We start from the raw sequence: 17,906 nt of genomic DNA on the forward strand, positions 1-17,906 counted from the left end.
AAAACTCTCGATATGACTTTCTTACAAGGCGTCAGCGCCGGGCGGCCATCTCACATGCAGCCCGGCGCAGCATGGTACGCAGATGATGCGGCTCAGAACTGGCGGTCGAGCAGGGCCTCGTCGAAGGGATAGCGGGACAGCTTTTCGACGCCGGTGTCGGTGATCAGCACCTCTTCTTCCAGCTTGACCCCGTCGGCGGCGCCCACCTCGCCGATGTAGCTCTCCACGGACACCACCATGCCAGGCTCAAGCACGCCATCCTTGGAGAAGCGATCAAAGTCCATATGGTGGGCGACCAGCGGCGTTTCACCGTGCATGCCGACGCCGTGAATGATGGAGGGGTAGCGACGGTCCAAGAAACGCTCGGGGATCTTCCAGGCCTGCTCGGCGATCTCGCGATAGCTTATACCTGGCTTCAGGATACCCATATTGTGGTGCACCTGGTCGTAGGCCATCCGATACAGCTCCTTCTGGTAGGCGCTGGGGCGATTCGGGCCGACGTGGAAGGTACGCGAAAAGTCCGAATAGTAGCCGTGACAACCGATGGTATCGGTGTCCAGCGCCACCAGCTCGCCCGGACGGATGACCCGGTCACTGGCCTCATTGAACCAGGGGTTGGTACGCGGGCCGGAGGACAGCAGACGGGTCTCGATGAATTCGCCGCCCTGGCGGATGACGTTGCCGTACATGACCGCGAACAGTTCGTTCTCGGTGATGCCGGGCTTGATCGCGGCTTCAACCTCAGCGACTGCCGCCTCGCTGCCGGCCATGGACTGGGCCAGACAGGCGATCTCTTCCGGGGTCTTGATGCGCCGACAGTGCAGGGTGTCCTGCATGCAGTCGAAGACCTCGAGCCCCTGGGCCTCGAGCGAACGAGCCAGGTTGAGCGCACAGCGATCCAGCCCGATCTTGCGGTTGCCGCGCCCGTGCTCTTCGATCAGCTCGGCGATCTCCACACCGAAGGGGTCCGAAGAGAGGTTGTCGCGCTGGTTGACGGCGGACCACACCACCTTGGACGTGCGCGATTCATCGATGGTCTCGAGCCAGGTAGAGACGTGGGCGCTACCCGGGTATTCGAACAGGATCACCGGCCCTTCCAGGGGCACATAGATGTAGCGGGTCGAGTTGCGCAGGAAGTAGCCGAACATGTTGCGCGACCCGGTGGCATAGCGCTGGTTGTTGGGGTCGAACAGTACCATGGCGGCGTAGCCTTGCTCCGCCATCGTCGCGCGCAGCCGCGCAAGGCGCCCGGCGCGCAGCTGTTTCGGGTCAAACGCCGTGGGGATGCTATCGCCGTTGGCCATCGGCGCTGATGGCACCACGGGAATGTGATCCGGTTCATTGTCGGTAAGGTTGTCGAAGTCGACGATGCTCATGTCAGGGTCCTGTTCAAACGGGCAGAAAATCACGCTGGGTGCGGCCTGTCCGGAGCTCTATGGACGGGCTCTCTGGGACGGGGCTCTCTGGGACAGGGCTCTGAGACGCTCAGCTAGAACCCTGCCGCCGCACTCCACGCTTAATCCGCCAGGGAATCGGTACGATTCATGCCTTCCTTCAGGAGGGTCTCGTGAATCGGCGCCATACGGCCGAAAATACGTTGGGCGCGCTCCGGGCGGCCGATGAAACCCGGCTCCTTGGCGTAGGCGAAGATCACGGTGTGGCGCTCTTTCTGGCCTTCCACCGGCGTCACGCGATGCAGAGAGTAGCGGCCAAAGAAGACCTGCAGGTCACCCGGCTGCAGATCCAGCGCCTTGAGACGCGAGCGATCGCCATCCAGCACCTTTTCGACCTCTTCGAAGCTCTCGCCTTCAGGACTACGAATGCCTGGGGCATACTCGAAGCGCCCACCGCCGTGGGACTGGCGAGTCATCATGGTGACGATGAATTCGTTGGTGTCGTAATGCCACGGATGCTGGCAGCCCTCTCTCAGCACGTTGACCACCAGGTCCGCAAGCGGGTCGGCATACTGGTGAATCTCCTCCATGCCTACCACGGTGGCGATAAAGCGCTGGAAGTCCGGATGCTGATAGACCTGACGAATGATGGTGTCTTCACCGATGCGGTCACCGGCGACAAAGCCGTTGGTGCGATCATCGAAGCGATTAAGCGGATGCGACGCGGGCCGCTCGGGATCCCCGGCGTTGTTGTAGGGATTCGTTTCGGTCTGATTGTAGTGAGCATCCGGTGAGAGCCTTTCGGTCTCGCGCTCCAGCCGCGCCAGCGCATCGGCCGGCACGAAGTTCTTGAGCACCACGCAGCCGTCGTCGGCCAGCTGTGCGTGACAGCGCTGGATCAGCGCCCGGCCGGACTCGCCGTCCAGGTCATGAATCGGGTAGTGCTCAAGGTCGATCAGACCGTCCAGCGAGGACGTGGTGGGCGCATCGGTGGCCTGCATGAGAAGCTCCTGCCTATCTGGTGTGTTGCTGGACAGGATAGGGAGCGGCTCTCCATAATAGAAATGAATGGTTGAGATACTACTTATTTCAAAGGCTCATTAATCATGGACACAGACCTGCTCCGCGCCTTCGTCACCGTGGCCGAGTGCCAAGGCTTCAGCGCCGCAGGACGAGTGCTGCATCGCACCCAATCCGCCGTCAGCCTGCAGATCAAACGGCTCGAAGATCAGATGCACACCCCCCTGTTCGAGCGCACCAGTCGCAGCGTACTGCTGACGGCGGACGGGGAGCGCCTGCTGCCCTATGCCCGACACATGCTGACCCTGGAAGATGAAGCCAAAGCCGCACTGGGAGATCATCAACAGGGTGAAAAGATTCGCTTTGGCACCTCGGAAGAACAGGCCAGCGCCTACCTGCCGGAGCTGCTGCCACGCTTTGCCGAGGCTTATCCCAGCACACGTATCGAGGTCATCTGCGGCATCAGTGCTGGCCTGGTGGATAGCTTCCAGCAGGGGCTATTGGACGTGGTGCTCTCGATTCGCCATGGCCCTACCCAGTCCGGCCAGCTGCTTGGGTGGGAGCCGATGGTGTGGGTTGCCGCCCAAGGAGCAGACCCTACCCGCGGCCGGCGCCTGCCGCTCGCCCTCAACCCTGAAGGGTGCATCTTCAGAGCCCATGCCCTGGCGGCCCTGGGCAAGCAGGAACGCGCCTGGGAGCTGCGCTACTCGAGCCAATCACCGACTGGCATCAACCTGCCCGTTCAAGCAGGCCTGGCCGTGACCGTCAAGACGCCCCGCAGCGTTCCCGAGGGCTGCCGGATTCTGGATGACGCCCACGGTCTGCCGGCTCTCGGCCAGGTTGAAATTGAGATGCATCGCCGTCCGGGTCACGCCAGCGACGCCTTCAGTACCTTTTGCCAGCAGCTTGAGGAAATCGTGACGCATAACGATGCCGTCGCCGTGCCCGAGTTCCACGATCCGACGCCGTAGACCACCCGCAGCAAACAAGGGGTCACGGCGGCCACCATGTGCCCCCTTCGGCCTGTCATCCACCCGACCACGAGGGGGATGCCAGCGCCGTTACCTCGCTTCTTCAGGCAAGCTACCTCCTGATCACTATGTCGAAGCGACATGGACCATGTCACAGTGCCCTCAGCAGGTGTGCTCGCCTTCGCGCGCACCTTTCACTTGACCTGAAAAACGGTCGGGAGATAACGGTGACTGCAAGTCGCAACGATACCGCCAGCGGCGGCCAACCCTCCACAGAGGCCTCTCCAGCGCAGGGTGACCGGGGCGAAATGGCTGAGGAGCTTGCCCGGCTGAAGGATCGCCATAGAAAGCTGAGAGACAGTGTCACCAGCATACGTCACTACGCCGGCGACCATCTGCCCGCAAAGCCTGGGCTGGTCATCGTCAAGATGTTGGAAGATGCGTTAAAGGTCTAGCAGGCAGACAAGCGCTGCCCAGATGCATGTCACTCGTGCAAGCAATGCTGCCACCCGTCTAGAGAACATCTTTGCGCATGCTGCGGTATCACCTTCTCCAAATGGGCATCGCTACCACCCTCTTCGGCCGGTTTCTCCTGCCGGCCCTTGCGTTCCTTTCTTCGCCGCATTCTGCTACTTCTGACCACCTGACCATGGGACTATTCCGCCCCTTCCCTGCCTTTCCTATAACGTATAGCCGATGCTATAGGTCTTTGTTTTAGCTTAATCTTGCAGCCTTGGTAAAGAGTTGCATCCTGTCAACAAGACGCTAATATCCCATGCAATGTCGCTATGGCAGTGATAGCCGAAAGGCGCGTGTCTGAGTCATTTTTTCCGATGACGTTGTTGGACGGGCTTGTGCTATCGGGCTTTCTTAAAGGGCGCTTCTCAAGTGGCTTTCGTCAGCGAGCATGACTCACAACGCGTCATCGCAGACATCAGCAGAGGCCATAGGCACTGAAAGCGCGACGATACTGGAGTTTTAACAACGGTCATGGCCGCCATCACACAGCTGCCATTCTGCCCATAAAAAGCACGATAACGTTGCCATCATTTACCACAGTCACTGCTATTAAAGAGTCACCATGAATCCGACCTCCACCCTGCTGCTGGCTTTCTCCCTGTCGTCAGATGCCTTCGCCGCGTCTGTCAGCAAAGGGGCCTGCGTGCGACGGCTGCGTTTTATCGTGGCCCTGCAGACAGGGTTGATGTTCGGCCTGGTGGAGGCCACCACCCCGATTATCGGCTGGATGCTCGGTTCCAGCGCTCATGAGACCATTCGGGACTGGGATCATTGGATCATCTTCTTCCTGCTGCTGGCCCTTGGTGGAAAGATGATCCAGAGCGGCTTGATGCCCAGGGCAAAGGACTGTGCCAGCTGCGACTGCGGCGCCACCACTGACCGTACCCGCTGGTGGCTGATCATCGCGACCGCCGTCACCACCAGCCTCGACGCCATGGCCGTCGGTGTCGGCCTGGCCTTTATGGAAGCCAATATCTGGATCACCGCATTGACGATAGGCGCGGCCACAACGCTGATGGCGACCTTGGGCATGCTGTTAGGTCGCAAGCTCGGCAAGGCCGTTGGCCCACGAGCAGAAATTATCGGCGGCCTGGTACTGATCGGCATCGGTGCAACGACCCTGCACCATCACTTACTGGGATAACGTCCCGCTTGGCCGAAACAGTGGCATGGGAAACCCTGCATAAATGCCTGCTCCGCCGATTCGCTGTTTTTAGCTGAGGCCGTACCGGCCATCCGTCAAAGCGAATGTCGTAGCCCTGGTCACAACAGAGCACCGGGTGCCTGGAAGGCTTTTGGTCGTGGCCTAACTGCCTTTTTTCGCTGGCTCAGTGATCCTGCAGTACCTATCTAGTCTCCCTCTAGTCTCTCGCTAATCACTCACTCGTCCCGAGCTCGCCCCTCACTAGCCCCGCGCTCGCCCCGCCCTCTTCCACAAAGAAGCCAAATCAGCACAGGTTGCGCACGCCAAGGCGCGGTTTCTCGATACTCTGCTGTGAGATACCGCTAGGTCTGAGTCTGTGCTATTTCACCCAATACGACAGATCAAGGCCTTGCTGATACCCCAACGGTGGATCCGCAAGGCTATCCCACGACTTTCTCCCCTTCCGGTTATTCTGTCGGCAGGCCTGCTGTCAGGCTGCGCCAGCTCGTCGCCTGAGCGACAACCGCAACAGGCTTACTATCCTTCGGTGCCCCCTGCACAGGCCAGCGCGTCAGAGTCCGAGCAGGTTGTATCCGCATCGCTGTCAACCTCGGCCCTTTCTCCCTCGGCCCTGTCACCCTCGGCCCTGGCATCACCATCCTTAGCATCGCCTGCCCTGTCATCATCGGCTCACGCCTCTTCGACGCTGGTCAGCCAGTCCGTCGCTCGTATGGCCAGCGCCAGCCTGGTCTCCCAGGGAGTCGATGTCGCCCACACCGTTGGTGTCGATCGCCTCAGCATGGGGGCGCAGCAGGCTGTGCATAGCTCGGCTGACTATCTGGAAAGCTCACTTGATGTTATCGACAGCGCGGTGGATACCCTGGCGTCACTTCCCCTGCTGCACCGCTTTGATGATCGGATCACCCGCGTACTGTCACTGGATCGCTACGGCCGACGTATCGGGCATGCCTTGGGATTCAGGGAACAGGACCTCTATCTCGCCGAACAGCAAGGACGTCTGGAGCGCTCACTCACCGCCCAGGTGGCAGACGTGCTACAGGCCGGACTGGAGCCTTTCCTGATCACTACCGACTCGCTGTTGCTGCCCGGACTGGCAGCAGACCTGCTCGTGGCAGGTGGAGACGCCCTAAAGGAGGGAAGTGGCAGCGTGCTGAGCCGCACCGGCGAATGGGTCAGCCTGGCAGGTATCGTCCTGGGAGGACAGCACAATGATAACGGTCTCGCCGGCGTCGCAGCCCGCAGCGTGTCGCGTCATAGCGGTATTCCCAGGCTGGATGAGCAAGCCGTCATCGGCCTGGTGGACAGCGTCGGCAGTGACGACAAAAGTACGCTTGCGGCTACCGCGCTGCTGGGGCGCACCACCTTGAGCAATACCCTGGCGGTCGAACTGACGGGAATGAACCGTGATATTGGGGGCCAGCTGTCGCGGCCCAGTCAGCGACTACAGGATAGCGTCACGGACACGCTTGCCCCCGCACAGCAGCTGGGTGAGCTGGCGACCAGCCTGACCTCGATCATCGACGAGACGCAGACCACGCTTCACGGTATCCAAGGTCTCGTCGACGAAAGCCGTGACGTGTCGAGACGCCTGGACGGCCTGCCCCTGTCCAGCTCACTCAGCGACGGCGTCACGCTGTTAGGTCAGCTCGACGGCCGGCTAAGCTCCACCGGCCAGACGGTTCTGCCAACCGTCAGCACCGTCGCTGAAGGCCTGGCCTGGGCCGATGCCAGCACCCGGCAGCTGGCTCAGCGAGCGGGCGGTAGCCTGGCGCCGATCACCGACGCCCACATGGCAGGCGTTGAACGTCTGACGAACACCGTGATTCAGGCGCCCATGGCGGCTCGTCCGGTCGATGAACTCAGTGATGCCGTGCTGTCACTGGGTGACGGCATGGGCCTTGCCCCCATCGCCGCTGGGCTCGACTGGGTCATGGTAGTGCCAATACTTGGACTCGGGAGCTCGACAGGGAGCAATAGCACTGCCGGTACCCACTTTACTGGCGAACAGCTTGATGAGAACCAGTCCCCTCGCGCTTTCGGCAGCCGCACCCTACTCGGCTCCCGCGCTGACCAGATGCCCTGAGACGCATTGCTCCCTCTAGCCGAGTCCCCCGCGTCCCAAACACCAGGTTCCGTCCGGTCTGACGAGCACTGATGCTAGAGCTTGCGGCAGCGACGACGGGGCGACCAACATCGTTTAAGCGTAGCCCGCTGACGCTCTATGCAGGCCAGACTCCTGGAGATTGGCACAGCCTATATCAGCCCTCTCCAAGGCGAGTGACTCACAGCGCTAGCCGGCGTCGGCGCCAGCGGCAGCAAGGGCAGCAGGGTCGCCTGGAAGGCGTGGTAGATGTCCGGCTTGCCCTCTGGCCAGTAGCGCGCACGGGGCTGGCTGCTCTCGTCGAGTTCGTGAATCCAGCCACCCCGCTGGTGATCGATGATGTGGCGATCGATGTAGGCCCACCAGGTGGCGTACCAGTCGGCGTACTGCTGACGCCCGGTGCGCACCAGCAACGCATGCGCCGCTCCGACCGCCTCGCTGGTGACCCAGTGGCGGCGGGCGGTGATCACCGGTCGCTTGTCCCAGTCCAGCGTGTAGACAAAGCCCGGCTGTCTATCGGCCTGCCAGCCGTACTTGGCGGCGGCGGCAAACAGCCCTTCAGCGTCTTGCAGCAACCAGGCCGGCGCGGGCCGTCCGTGCCTGAGGCACGACGCTTCGAGGTTGAGCAACAGGCGCGACCATTCCAACGAGTGACCGGGCGTCAGCCCGAAGGGCCGAAACTGGTCGGCGGGCAGGTCCTTGTGAAAGTCGTAGAGCACCGTCATCTGGCGATCGAAGTGCTCGGGGACCAGGTAGTCGTGCTCGCGGGCATGGGTGTGAATAAAACGCTCGGCAATGGCCACGGCACGATCAAGCCAGCGTGTCTCTCCGGTAGCGTCACATAGCGCCAGATAGGCCTCCACCGAGTGCATGTTGCTGTTGGCACCGAGATAGTCGTCAAGCGCCGTCCAATCTCGCTCATAGCTTTCCAGACACAACCCCATGCTGTCCGACCAGAAGTGGCGATCGATGACGTCGATGGCCCGATCCAGCAGCTCGCGGGTGTCATCACTGCCCATCGCCATGTGCGCCGACGACGCGGCCAGGGCGACGAAGGCGTGGGTGTAGGCGTGCTTGATAGTCGGTGCACCGGGCACCAGCTGTCCCTGGTACCAGCCTCCATATTGCTCGTCAGCAAGCTGCCAGAGCCCAGCAATGCCGCGCTCCACCTTGGTACGGGCGAAGGGCACGCCAAGGCGGTGGGCAAGTGAAAACACATGGGTGAGTCGAGCCGTTTGCAGGGTCGTTACCGGCCGCGAGGCATCCAGCTTACCTGTGACATCGAGCCAGCCGTAGCCTCCCTGCGGGTGTTCGGCGGCAGCGCCGAATTCGAGCAGTCGCATCCCAGTCTTGGCGAGCCAGCGTCGATGTTCATCCGTGCGCAACAGACAGTCATCCGGTGCAGCAATGTAAGTGGGGTGTGGCATGGCGTCCTCCAGGGTGACGAATAAAGGCGGCGTGACGAGATGAGACCAAAGTGCTATACGTCCAGGCCTGACATCGCGTTCTCGCTATCCTAGTATGACTACCATACAAGTCATATCAGACCAAAGCTCAAAGGCCGGACGCCTCAGAAGCGACAGGGCTGAAACGCTAAACGACAGGTAGGAGCCCCCATGCTGACCCCCGCAATCGCTGAACTCTGGGAACAGGATGCTGCTGGTGGATCGGTGCGTCAGCGACTTTATCGTGTGCTACGACTCGCCATCATCCGGATGCAATTCGCCCCTGGGCAGGCGCTGTCCGAGAAGGAGATCTCCGATGCCTTCTCCGTCAGCCGTCAGCCAGTGCGCGAAGCCTTCATTCGCCTGTCTGAAGCAGGCCTGGTCGACGTTCGCCCACAGCGCGGCACTTACGTTGTGGGCATCTCGCAGAAATCGGTGCGCGAAGCACGCTTCGTCAGAGAGGCAGTGGAAACAGCGGTCAGCGTCTCTGCCGCCAAGCAAGGGCTCACCGACAAGGTGATCTATGAGCTGCGAGACCTGATCGAGCGCCAGGTACGCTGCGCCAGCAGCGGACAGTATGACCAATTCTTCATTCTCGACGAGGACTTTCACCGCGTGCTCGCACTTGGTGCCGGACACGAAACCGCCTGGCGCGTCATCGAAGAGGTCAAGGCTCAGCTCGACCGGGTGCGCTACCTCAGTGTGCCCGACACCACTCCCTTCGAGAAGCTGGTTCAGCAACACGCCGATATCGTCGATGCCATCGAACGAAGAAATGAGGACGAAGCCCGCCAGGCCATGCTGGTGCATCAGAGTGAGATTCTCATCTCCCTGCCCCAGATGGTGCAGCGTTTCTCGTCGATCTTCGAGGACACCCACAGCAGCTAGTTATCGACCCGGCAGACGCCTCTCATGGGCAAGGGCCACTCGGCCTCTGTCCTGCGGCCTGCCGGGCCACTCCCCCGGAAACAACAGCAACGACAACACCAGAAGCGACAACAACAAGCAACAAGGAGACGCCACATGCTCAAGAAGTCTGTCATTCTCGCCGCTGCCGTCCTCAGCAGCACCCAGGCGCTGGCGGCCTACGAACTGAACCTGTCCACCGCCCAGAGCAGCCAGGACCCCATGGTCAAGGCGATGGAAAACGCCGCCGAACGAATCGAACAAAGAAGCGACGGCGAAGTCACCCTGAACATCTTCTCCAGCAGCCAACTCGGCGCCGACAACGACATGATCGAGCAGATCCGCAACGGCGCCAACATCGCGGTACTGACGGACGCTGGCCGCCTGTCCGAGTTTCAACCCGAGCTCGGGATCCTGGCTGCGCCCTACCTGGTCGATAGCCACGAGGACTACGACCGCATCACCTCTTCCGAGCCCTACCTCGAGTGGGTCGAGCTGCTGGCGGAAAACACCGGCATGCGCCTGATGAACTACAACTGGTTCCAGGGCACCCGCCAGATGTTCACCCAGATGCCGATCGAAGGTCCCGAGGACCTGGAAGGTGTGCGCGTCCGCACCATCAACTCCCCGGGCTGGATCAAGACCATCGAGGGCATGGGTGCGACCCCGGTTCCGCTGCCCTGGTCGGAAATCTACTCGGCCATCCAGCTCGGCACCATCGACGGCGCCGAGGCCCAGTTGACCGGCGCCCACGGCCTGCGGCTTCAGGAAGTGACCAGTAACGTCACCCTGACCAATCACATCCACTTGATGACGGGCCTGCTGGTCTCCGAGCGCTGGTATCAGGAGCTACCCGACGAACTGCGCACCATGCTCGACGAAGAGCTCAAGAAGGCCGGCGACGAGGCCACCCAGATGACGGTCGACGCCCAGGCCGATGTGCGCAAGGAAATGGAAGAGGCCGGCGTCGAGTTCGCCGAGGTCGATACCGAACGATTCAGCAGTCAAATGCAGGCGGTCTACGACGACATGGGCTGGACCGATTTGCGCGAGCAACTCGCGCCTGTGCTCAGCGCCGGCGAGTAACCCCCCCTTCGATACCAAGCGTCCACCGCTGCCGACTTCGGCAGCGGCTGGGGAGGCCACATGTGGAAGCTCTATGACACTTTCGAGGAGTGGCTGGCCGTCGTGCTGCTGTTTCTCACCGCGGCCAGCATCCTGTTCAGCGCCACCACCCGGGCCATGGGCAACCCCATGCTCGGCGGCGCTGAACTGGCCCAGCTGTTCTTTATCTGGGCCTGCATGTTTGGTGCAGATATCACCCTGAAGAAGGGAGGCCAGATCCGGGTCGATGCCCTGCTGACCCGGCTGCCCCGGTCGGGCCAGTGGCTGGCGAATCTGGTGACGGTGGGCCTGATGATCGTCTTTCTGGCTTGCCTGGCACGCTATGGCTTCTCGTTGGCGTTTTCCAACTGGCAGCGTCCCCTCGGCTTTGCCGGGATCAGCTACGGCTATGTGACGCTGGCATTGCCCGTAGGTGCCGTACTGATGATCGTCTCGCTGATCAGGCGGCTTGCCTCGGTGGGCATTGTTCAGGCGCTGGAGCCCGACAGCGACCAGCAGGAGCAACTTCTGTGACGACACTCGCCATTCTGATTCTCGGCCTGGTACTGATGGCCATCGGCATGCCGGTCGCCTTCGCCATCGGCATGGCCGGTTTTACCTATTTCCTGTTGCCCGAGACCTTCCTGCCGACCAGTACGGCGGTACAGCGGATCGTCTCGGCCAGTCAGTCCTTTCCGCTGCTGGCGGTGCCGCTGTTCATCCTGATCGGGCACCTGATGAACGCCAGCGGCATCACCCCACGCCTGCTGCGCCTGGCCACCCTGCTGACCGGCTGGATGACCGGCGGTCTGGCCCAGTCGAGCCTGGCCCTGAGCGCCATGATGGGCGGCATTTCCGGCTCGGCAGTGGCTGATGCGGCGATGCAGTCCCGGGTGCTGGGCGGCAACCTGATCGCGCGGGGCTATTCGCCTGGCTTTACCGCTGCCCTTTTGTCCATCGGCGGCCTGATCACCGCCACCATTCCGCCGAGTATCGGCCTGATCATTTACGGCTTCCTCGGAGAGGTGTCCATCGGCCGGCTATTCATCGCTGGTGTGGTGCCGGGCATCCTGTTGCTGGTAGCGCTGATGATCGCCACCAGCGTGATGTCGCACCGGCGCGGCTATGTGCCTGAACTCGAGACGTCACCGTCGCTGGCCGAAGTCTGGCAGGCGACCAGGAGCAGCATCTGGGCGCTGCTGTTTCCCGTTTGGCTGCTGGTGGGCATCCGCTATGGCCTGTTCACCCCGTCCGAGGCCGGCGCCTTCGCCATCGTCTATGCCATCGTGGTGGGCTGCTTCATCCACCGGGAGCTGACCCTGTCGTCGATCATCGATGCCTTCCGTGCCGGTGTCCGCGACGTCGGCATGATCATGCTGATCATCATGTTCTCCGGCGCCATCAGCTACGTGGTGTCCTTCGAGCGGGTGCCGCAGACCATCACCGAGGTCACCCTCGGGGTGTTCGAAAGCCCCACCACCCTGCTGCTGGTGCTGTCGCTGTTGCTGATCGTGCTGGGCATGCTGCTGGAGGCGACGGTGGTCGTCATGCTGCTGGCGCCCATCCTGGTTCCGGTGATCAAGGCCGCCGGCATCGACCCGGTGCACTTTGGCCTGCTGATGATGACGCTGGTGACCTTCGGCGGCATGACGCCACCCGTCGGGGTGTCGATGTACACCGTGTGCGGCATCCTGCGCTGCTCGTTCATTGCCTACACCCGGGAAATGCTGCCCTTTGCCCTTGCCGTGTTCGCAGTGGTGCTGGCCATCATCTTCTTCCCGCAGATCGTGCTCTTCCTGCCCGACTATCTGATGGGGTAGCGGATGCACAAGAAACCAACTCAGCGGACGTATCAATCACCCGCATCACCCCATCGACCGAGCCCACGGGCTTTGCTCCGGGCCTATCTCCGGGACTGAGGTACACAACAAGATGACCCACTTCGTTGAAGCGCCGCACATCGCCTGCGACATCGGTATCGTCCACCTGGGGCTCGGCGCCTTCCACCGGGCCCACCAGGCGGTCTATCTGGCGCGCCATCTCGAGCGCAGCGGTGACACCGCCTGGGGGCTGTGCAGCGCCAACCTGCGCTCCAGCGTCGGCCTGGTCGATGGGCTGCGTGCCGCTGGCCACCGCTACCATGTGGCCGAATTTACCGATAGCAACAACGTCACGCTCAGAGAGATCGGCGTGATGCAAGAGACGCTGTTCACCGGCCGCGATAGCACAGGCCAGCAGGGCCGCGATCTGGAAGCGCTGCTGACGCGACTGGCGTCCTCCAAGGTACGCATTGTGACGCTGACGGTGACCGAGAAGGGCTACTTTCTCAGCCCGACCAGCGGCAATTTGCTCGTCGAAGACCCGATGATCGAGGCCGACATTGCCTCGCCAGACGCGCCGCAAACCGCCCCGGGTATCCTGGTCGAGGCGCTGGCCCGTCGCCGCGCCGCCGGTCTGTCCCCCTTCACCGTGCTGTCCTGCGACAATATGCCGGAAAACGGTCGCCGCACCCGCAACGCCGTCGTACAGCTCGCCGCCCAGCGCGATAGCGAACTGGCCGACTGGATCAGCCATCGGGGGGCCTTTCCCTGCAGCATGGTCGACCGCATCGTACCCGCGATGACCGAGACCGACTTCGCCCGGCTGGGCGAGCTGGGTGTCGATGATCCCAACGCGGTGGTCTGCGAGGCCTTTTCTCAGTGGGTCATCGAGGATGATTTTCCCCAGGGTAGGCCCGCCTGGGAAGTCGAGGGGGTCGAGATGGTCGCCGATGTGGCCCCCTTCGAGACCATGAAGCTACGCATGCTCAACGGCAGCCACTCGCTGCTGGCCTACCTGGGTGCCATCGATGGCATCGAGACGGTCTTTGAAGCGGTCAGCCGCCCCGAATTCCGCACCCTGCTGCGTCGCTACATGATGCAGGAGGCGGCGCCAACGCTGCACATGCCGGATGGGGTCGATCTCGAACGCTATGCCGACGATCTGCTGGCCAGATTCGCCAATGACAGCCTGCGCCACCGACTGGCGCAGATCGCCATGGACGGCAGCCAGAAGCTGCCCCAACGCTGGCTACAAGGCGCCGTCGCGCGGCTGCAGGACGGCCACGAGGTGCCCTGTACCGCACTGGGACTGGCCGCCTGGATACGCTACACCTCCGGCGTCTCGCTCGACGGCCGTCAACATGAGGTGAGCGATCCGCTGGCATCGCGCTTCCTCGCGCTACATGAACGTCACGGCGATGCCCCTGAAGCGCTGGTGGCAGCCTTTCTGGCACAGGAAGACATCATCCCTGTGGCCCTTACTGCACAGCAGGATGTTGTCGATGCTGTCACCGATAGTTACCGCCGACTGATCACTACCGGGCTTGCGGCGTCACTGAGCACCCTCTAGCCGGACCCAAGAAAAGGAGATTTTCATGCAACACACCTGGCGCTGGTTCGGCCCAAATGACCCGATCCGACTCGAGGAGATTCGCCAGACCGGCGCAACCGGCATTGTCACTGCGCTGCACGAGGTGCCCAACGACCAGGTCTGGTCCCGGCAGGCCATCGCCGAGCGCAAGCAGATGATCGAGGACGCAGGACTCGAATGGTCGGTGGTGGAGAGCGTGCCGGTGCATGAAGCGATCAAGAAAGGACTGCCGGAGCGCAACGCTCTGATCACCCGCTACTGCGACACCTTGCGCAATCTGGCAGCCTGCGGCATCGATACGGTGTGCTACAACTTCATGCCGGTGCTCGACTGGACCCGCACCGACTTGCGTTGGGCGATGCCGGATGGCGCCCTGGCGCTGCGCTTTGACCAGACAGCCTTCGCCGCCTTTGACCTCTACCTGCTCGCCAGACCTGGCGCCGAAGACGAGTACAGTGACGACGAGAAGACTGCCGCAAGGAGCTATCTCGATAGCCTGGACGCCGAGGCCCGCCAGTCCCTGGTCGACACCCTCATCGCAGGCCTACCCGGCGCCGAGGAGCATTACACCCTGGAGCGCTTTCGCGAGGTACTTGCTGGATACGAAGAGATCGACGCCGAGCGCCTGCGCGAGAATCTCGGCTATTTTCTGAAAGCCGTCATCCCGGTCGCCGAAGAACTCGGCATCCACATGGCGATCCACCCCGATGACCCGCCCCGACCGCTGCTGGGTCTGCCCCGTGTGGTCTCGACGGCGGCGGACGCCGAGTGGATCCTCGGCGCCGTCGACAGCCCGGCCAATGGTCTGACATTGTGCACCGGCTCCTACGGCGTGCTCGCCGCCAATGACCTGGCCGACATGGTCAAACGCTTCGGTCCCAGGATTCACTTTGTGCACCTGCGCTCGACCCGGCGCGAGTCCCCCGACCCTCGCTCCTTCCACGAGGCCCCGCATCTGAACGGTGACGTCGACATGGTCGCGGTGATCAAGGCGCTGGTGGCCGAGGAACGCCGCCGCGAGCGCGACGGCGGCCGCCGGCTGCCGCTACGTCCCGACCACGGCCATCACATCCTCGACGATCAGCACCGCGCCACCGCCCCTGGCTACCCGCTCTACGGTAGACTGCGCGGATTGGCAGAGCTGCGTGGCGTCGAGACCGCCGTGCGTCAGCTCACTTGACGCTCAGGTAGCCCATGGGAGGTGACGGCGTAGATGCCAAGCCTAGAGGGGGCACCCCGCCACGACGCAAACCACCAGACGGGGAGCCCTTCCCCCGTCTGGTGGACTTACGACAATACCCTGAGCAGACACCCTCTCAGGTCGGCAGATACTCCTCGCTCCAGCTCTCCGACACGACGCCTTCGGCGATCAACCGATCGATCTCCTCGGGGCTGTGACCCAACTCCTCCAGTACCTCACGGCTCGAACTACCGTATTTCTCCGACGGCGCCAGCGGATAGATGCGCCCACGCTTGGGACGGATGGCATAGGGGTCAAGCTGCGTAATGACATGACCGCTGGGGTGCTCGTCGTAGACGGTGAAGGAATAGCTGCCACGATCGATGCCCGGGGTGTTGTCCCAGCGCCGCGAGTTGTAGGAGCGCAGGGCCTCGATGTTCTCGCACACCGCCGCAGCGATGCCGGCCTTCTGCAGCCGCTCCACCCAGTCGGTGGCTACCGCATTAATAAAGCGAGGTGCCAGATAGGCCGCTCGCTCCTCCGGAGCCACATCGACCACCCCTTCGATCCCCGGTACCAGGGCGAACTTGTGCAGGTCCCGCTCGTAGGCGCTGATCAGCACTACCCCGTCGGCGGTGAAATAGAAGCGCGACAGATCGTCGTAGCCGTTGAGTTCACGACCAGAGGGCTCGTCGAACAGGCCGCGCCGCTCGTAGTCGTAGCAGAACGGCATCTGAGCCAGGCCGCTGAGCGCCGACAGCGATGTCTTGACCCGGCTGACCCGGCGGGTGCGCAGCTTCTGGTACAGAGCAGTGGCGACACCAAGCGAGGCACCGAAGCCGCACATCACGTCGATGGTGCCGACGTGGGCATGCTCTTCCGGCGTATCCATGCTGCCCCCGAAGCGCAGCATGATGCCGGTGGTGGCCTGCACCAGATCATCGTAGCCCAGGTAGTTGGTCCGGGGACCCGGCTTGACCCCGCTGAAGCAGTCGAGCTGGCAGAAGATCGCCTCGGGATTGATGCGCTGCATGTCTGCCTCGGTCAGCCCCATCCGCTCCACCTGCTTGTCGGTGGCATTCCACACCACCACGTCGCTCTGGCGGATCAGCTCATCTAGGATGTCACGCCCCCGAGGCACCTGAATATCGGTCAGCAGGGAGCGCTTGGAACGCATATGCGACAGGCCGAAGATGACCGTGTTCCAGCAGTCGTAGAAGGGCTTGGCGGGGTCCACCTTGATGATGTCGGCACCGAAGCGTGCCAGAAAGGCCACCGAGTGGGGACCGGCGATGACGTTGCACAGATCCAGCACCTTGACGCCTTCGAGCCAGCCGTCCTTGGCGTTACGGGCACGCACCCGGGGCAGCTTGGTCTCGATGCGATGCAGCACCGCCAGCGCCTGGTCGAACGATACCCAGCGGCGCGGCGTCGGGGTGAGCATCTCGTGGCCGCTGTCGTGCAGCCAGACCATCGGGCCGGGTTGGGTCATCAGGCCGAATTCGGGATCGTCCACTTCGATCATCAGCCCGGCGGTCTCGGCGTGGTCGTCGTGGATCCACTCCTGCAGCCAGCGCTGCGGTGCGCCGGGGAACTTGCCTCGGCCGAAGATCTTTTCCCACTCCTTGGAGGTGCGGGTCAGGAAGACCTCCTTCATGCGCGCGGCGATATGATCCGCCCAACGCTTAGGCAGTGGGTAGACGCCAAGCGACACGTCACTCTGCCACTGGCTGGTGGGCGCATAGGTGTCGGGCTCTTCCACCAGCCCCTCCTCCACCAGCTCATCGTAGAGACCAAGCACCTTGAGGCAGCGCTTGGCGTGCTCCTTGTGACTCGGACAGACCACGTAAAACATGCGCCCGTCCTTGCACTTGTAGCTGCGATAGAAGGGGTCGAGCAGCTCCTGCAGTTCGTCGTAGTCCAGGTTCATCGGCGCGCCTTCGATGCGGCGACGCTCGATCTCCTTCTCGCGCTGGGTCTTGTAGCGTTCCGGCAGGCCCTCGATCTTGATGGAGTTGTAGCAGAGGCCTTCCATCAGGGCGCAGGCGATGGGGACTTCGATCTCGTCGCCGAGTCCGGTACGCTCACGCGCCTGCAGCGCCAGGGTGACGGCAGTAGCCGCCAGCATGGTGCCGTAGGCCGAGCCCAGCGGCAGCGGCGAGAAGGACGGGTTGATGCCCATCAATACCCGGTTCAGCCCCATGTCGGTAAACACCCCCGAGTGGGCGGCGATGACGCTCTCGAAGGCCCGCCAGTCACGGCGCAGTTCGTCGTTGGAGGCAAATCCCGGCATCGACAGGGTGATCAGCTCCGGGCGCTCTTCGCGCAGCGCAGCGAAGTCGATGCCCAGGCGCTGCATGACACCGGGCCGGAAACTCTCGATCACGATGTCGGCCTCTTCGATCAGCGTCAGCGCCTGTTCGAGGCCCTCGGCGGTCTTGAGATCGATCGTCACGATCAGCTTGTTGCGCTGCAAGGTGGCGTTGGCCGGTGACTCCCACATGGGCCCCGCGGGCGGGTCCACGTGAATGACCGTGGCGCCAAGGTCGGCAAGGATCATCGCCACCGCAGGGCCGGCCATGTACTGACCGAAGTCGATGACCTTGACGTCCTTGAGCGGCAGTTGGGAATGAGGATTCGGTGACATCGGGGTCTTCCTGTAGAGCAAGGGTGGCAACGGGAGGAGGCCT

Annotated in this window: 14 protein-coding genes; 10 read left to right on the forward strand and 4 right to left on the reverse strand. The window is 62.6% G+C overall.

Annotated features, from left to right (window positions below; translation table 11 throughout):
• Positions 1 to 92: 92 nt before the first annotated feature.
• Together JF545_RS17825 and JF545_RS17830 are read right to left on the reverse strand one after the other, a co-directional pair.
• Complete coding sequence (locus JF545_RS17825; protein WP_206944295.1) at positions 93 to 1,376, reverse strand: M24 family metallopeptidase; 1,284 nt, start codon at positions 1,374 to 1,376, stop codon at positions 93 to 95.
• A 140-nt stretch (positions 1,377 to 1,516) separates the two neighbouring features.
• Positions 1,517 to 2,395 (reverse strand): HalD/BesD family halogenase, encoded by an 879-nt coding sequence (locus tag JF545_RS17830; protein WP_206944297.1) that lies wholly within the window; start codon positions 2,393 to 2,395, stop codon positions 1,517 to 1,519.
• Between the two features lie 105 nt (positions 2,396 to 2,500).
• Here JF545_RS17830 and JF545_RS17835 point away from each other — a divergent pair, with 105 nt between their 5' ends.
• The 4 genes from JF545_RS17835 to JF545_RS17850 all read left to right on the forward strand — a co-directional run bounded on the left by JF545_RS17835 (position 2,501) and on the right by JF545_RS17850 (position 7,152).
• On the forward strand, positions 2,501 to 3,385 hold the full coding sequence (locus JF545_RS17835) for a LysR family transcriptional regulator (RefSeq protein ID WP_206944299.1): 885 nt from the start codon (positions 2,501 to 2,503) through the stop codon (positions 3,383 to 3,385).
• 227 nt (positions 3,386 to 3,612) lie between these two features.
• A complete protein-coding gene (locus tag JF545_RS17840) occupies positions 3,613 to 3,840 on the forward strand; it encodes a hypothetical protein (RefSeq protein ID WP_206944301.1) in 228 nt (75 codons plus the stop codon).
• Between the two features lie 626 nt (positions 3,841 to 4,466).
• Complete coding sequence (locus tag JF545_RS17845) at positions 4,467 to 5,048, forward strand: manganese efflux pump MntP (RefSeq protein WP_206944302.1); 582 nt, start codon at positions 4,467 to 4,469, stop codon at positions 5,046 to 5,048.
• A 730-nt stretch (positions 5,049 to 5,778) separates the two neighbouring features.
• Positions 5,779 to 7,152 carry a hypothetical protein gene (locus JF545_RS17850; protein ID WP_206944303.1) on the forward strand — a complete coding sequence of 458 codons (1,374 nt, stop codon included), beginning with the start codon at positions 5,779 to 5,781 and terminating at the stop codon, positions 7,150 to 7,152.
• Between the two features lie 170 nt (positions 7,153 to 7,322).
• Here the strand turns inward: JF545_RS17850 and JF545_RS17855 are convergent, their stop codons facing one another.
• Entirely contained in the window at positions 7,323 to 8,597 is a 1,275-nt protein-coding gene (locus tag JF545_RS17855) for an AGE family epimerase/isomerase (protein ID WP_206944304.1), read from the reverse strand.
• Positions 8,598 to 8,786: 189 nt separating this feature from the next.
• Here JF545_RS17855 and JF545_RS17860 point away from each other — a divergent pair, with 189 nt between their 5' ends.
• The 6 genes from JF545_RS17860 (at position 8,787) to uxuA (ending at position 15,216) form a co-directional block, all read left to right on the forward strand.
• Positions 8,787 to 9,503 carry a GntR family transcriptional regulator gene (locus JF545_RS17860; protein ID WP_206944305.1) on the forward strand — a complete coding sequence of 239 codons (717 nt, stop codon included), beginning with the start codon at positions 8,787 to 8,789 and terminating at the stop codon, positions 9,501 to 9,503.
• A gap of 135 nt (positions 9,504 to 9,638) precedes the next feature.
• Positions 9,639 to 10,607 (forward strand): C4-dicarboxylate TRAP transporter substrate-binding protein, encoded by a 969-nt coding sequence (locus tag JF545_RS17865; protein ID WP_206944306.1) that lies wholly within the window; start codon positions 9,639 to 9,641, stop codon positions 10,605 to 10,607.
• Between the two features lie 60 nt (positions 10,608 to 10,667).
• Positions 10,668 to 11,159: a TRAP transporter small permease gene (locus JF545_RS17870; protein WP_206944307.1), complete on the forward strand. Its 492-nt coding sequence runs from the start codon at positions 10,668 to 10,670 to the stop codon at positions 11,157 to 11,159.
• A complete protein-coding gene (locus JF545_RS17875; protein ID WP_206944308.1) occupies positions 11,156 to 12,445 on the forward strand; it encodes a TRAP transporter large permease in 1,290 nt (429 codons plus the stop codon). Before JF545_RS17870 ends, JF545_RS17875 begins: the two co-directional genes overlap by 4 nt.
• 112 nt (positions 12,446 to 12,557) lie before the next feature.
• Positions 12,558 to 14,015 carry a mannitol dehydrogenase family protein gene (locus tag JF545_RS17880; RefSeq protein WP_206944310.1) on the forward strand — a complete coding sequence of 486 codons (1,458 nt, stop codon included), beginning with the start codon at positions 12,558 to 12,560 and terminating at the stop codon, positions 14,013 to 14,015.
• Between the two features lie 25 nt (positions 14,016 to 14,040).
• The gene (gene uxuA / locus JF545_RS17885; protein WP_206944312.1) at positions 14,041 to 15,216 is read left to right on the forward strand and encodes a mannonate dehydratase; all 1,176 of its coding nucleotides are present in this window, start codon (positions 14,041 to 14,043) and stop codon (positions 15,214 to 15,216) included.
• 136 nt (positions 15,217 to 15,352) lie between these two features.
• Here uxuA and JF545_RS17890 read toward each other — a convergent pair whose 3' ends face one another.
• On the reverse strand, positions 15,353 to 17,863 hold the full coding sequence (locus JF545_RS17890) for a CoA transferase (RefSeq protein WP_206944313.1): 2,511 nt from the start codon (positions 17,861 to 17,863) through the stop codon (positions 15,353 to 15,355).
• Positions 17,864 to 17,906 lie beyond the last annotated feature (43 nt).

The sequence above is a fragment of the Halomonas litopenaei genome (genome assembly GCF_017303055.1).
GTDB lineage: Bacteria > Pseudomonadota > Gammaproteobacteria > Pseudomonadales > Halomonadaceae > Halomonas > Halomonas litopenaei_A.

Coding starts and splice junctions, on each gene's coding strand:
- JF545_RS17830 (WP_206944297.1), bottom strand. CDS start 2,395: ATGCAGGCCACCGATGCGCCCACCACGTCCTCGCTGGACGGTCTGATC.
- JF545_RS17835 (WP_206944299.1), top strand. CDS start 2,501: ATGGACACAGACCTGCTCCGCGCCTTCGTCACCGTGGCCGAGTGCCAA.
- JF545_RS17855 (WP_206944304.1), bottom strand. CDS start 8,597: ATGCCACACCCCACTTACATTGCTGCACCGGATGACTGTCTGTTGCGC.
- JF545_RS17880 (WP_206944310.1), top strand. CDS start 12,558: ATGACCCACTTCGTTGAAGCGCCGCACATCGCCTGCGACATCGGTATC.
- JF545_RS17870 (WP_206944307.1), top strand. CDS start 10,668: ATGTGGAAGCTCTATGACACTTTCGAGGAGTGGCTGGCCGTCGTGCTG.
- uxuA (WP_206944312.1), top strand. CDS start 14,041: ATGCAACACACCTGGCGCTGGTTCGGCCCAAATGACCCGATCCGACTC.
- JF545_RS17860 (WP_206944305.1), top strand. CDS start 8,787: ATGCTGACCCCCGCAATCGCTGAACTCTGGGAACAGGATGCTGCTGGT.
- JF545_RS17825 (WP_206944295.1), bottom strand. CDS start 1,376: ATGAGCATCGTCGACTTCGACAACCTTACCGACAATGAACCGGATCAC.
- JF545_RS17865 (WP_206944306.1), top strand. CDS start 9,639: ATGCTCAAGAAGTCTGTCATTCTCGCCGCTGCCGTCCTCAGCAGCACC.
- JF545_RS17845 (WP_206944302.1), top strand. CDS start 4,467: ATGAATCCGACCTCCACCCTGCTGCTGGCTTTCTCCCTGTCGTCAGAT.
- JF545_RS17850 (WP_206944303.1), top strand. CDS start 5,779: ATGGCCAGCGCCAGCCTGGTCTCCCAGGGAGTCGATGTCGCCCACACC.
- JF545_RS17890 (WP_206944313.1), bottom strand. CDS start 17,863: ATGTCACCGAATCCTCATTCCCAACTGCCGCTCAAGGACGTCAAGGTC.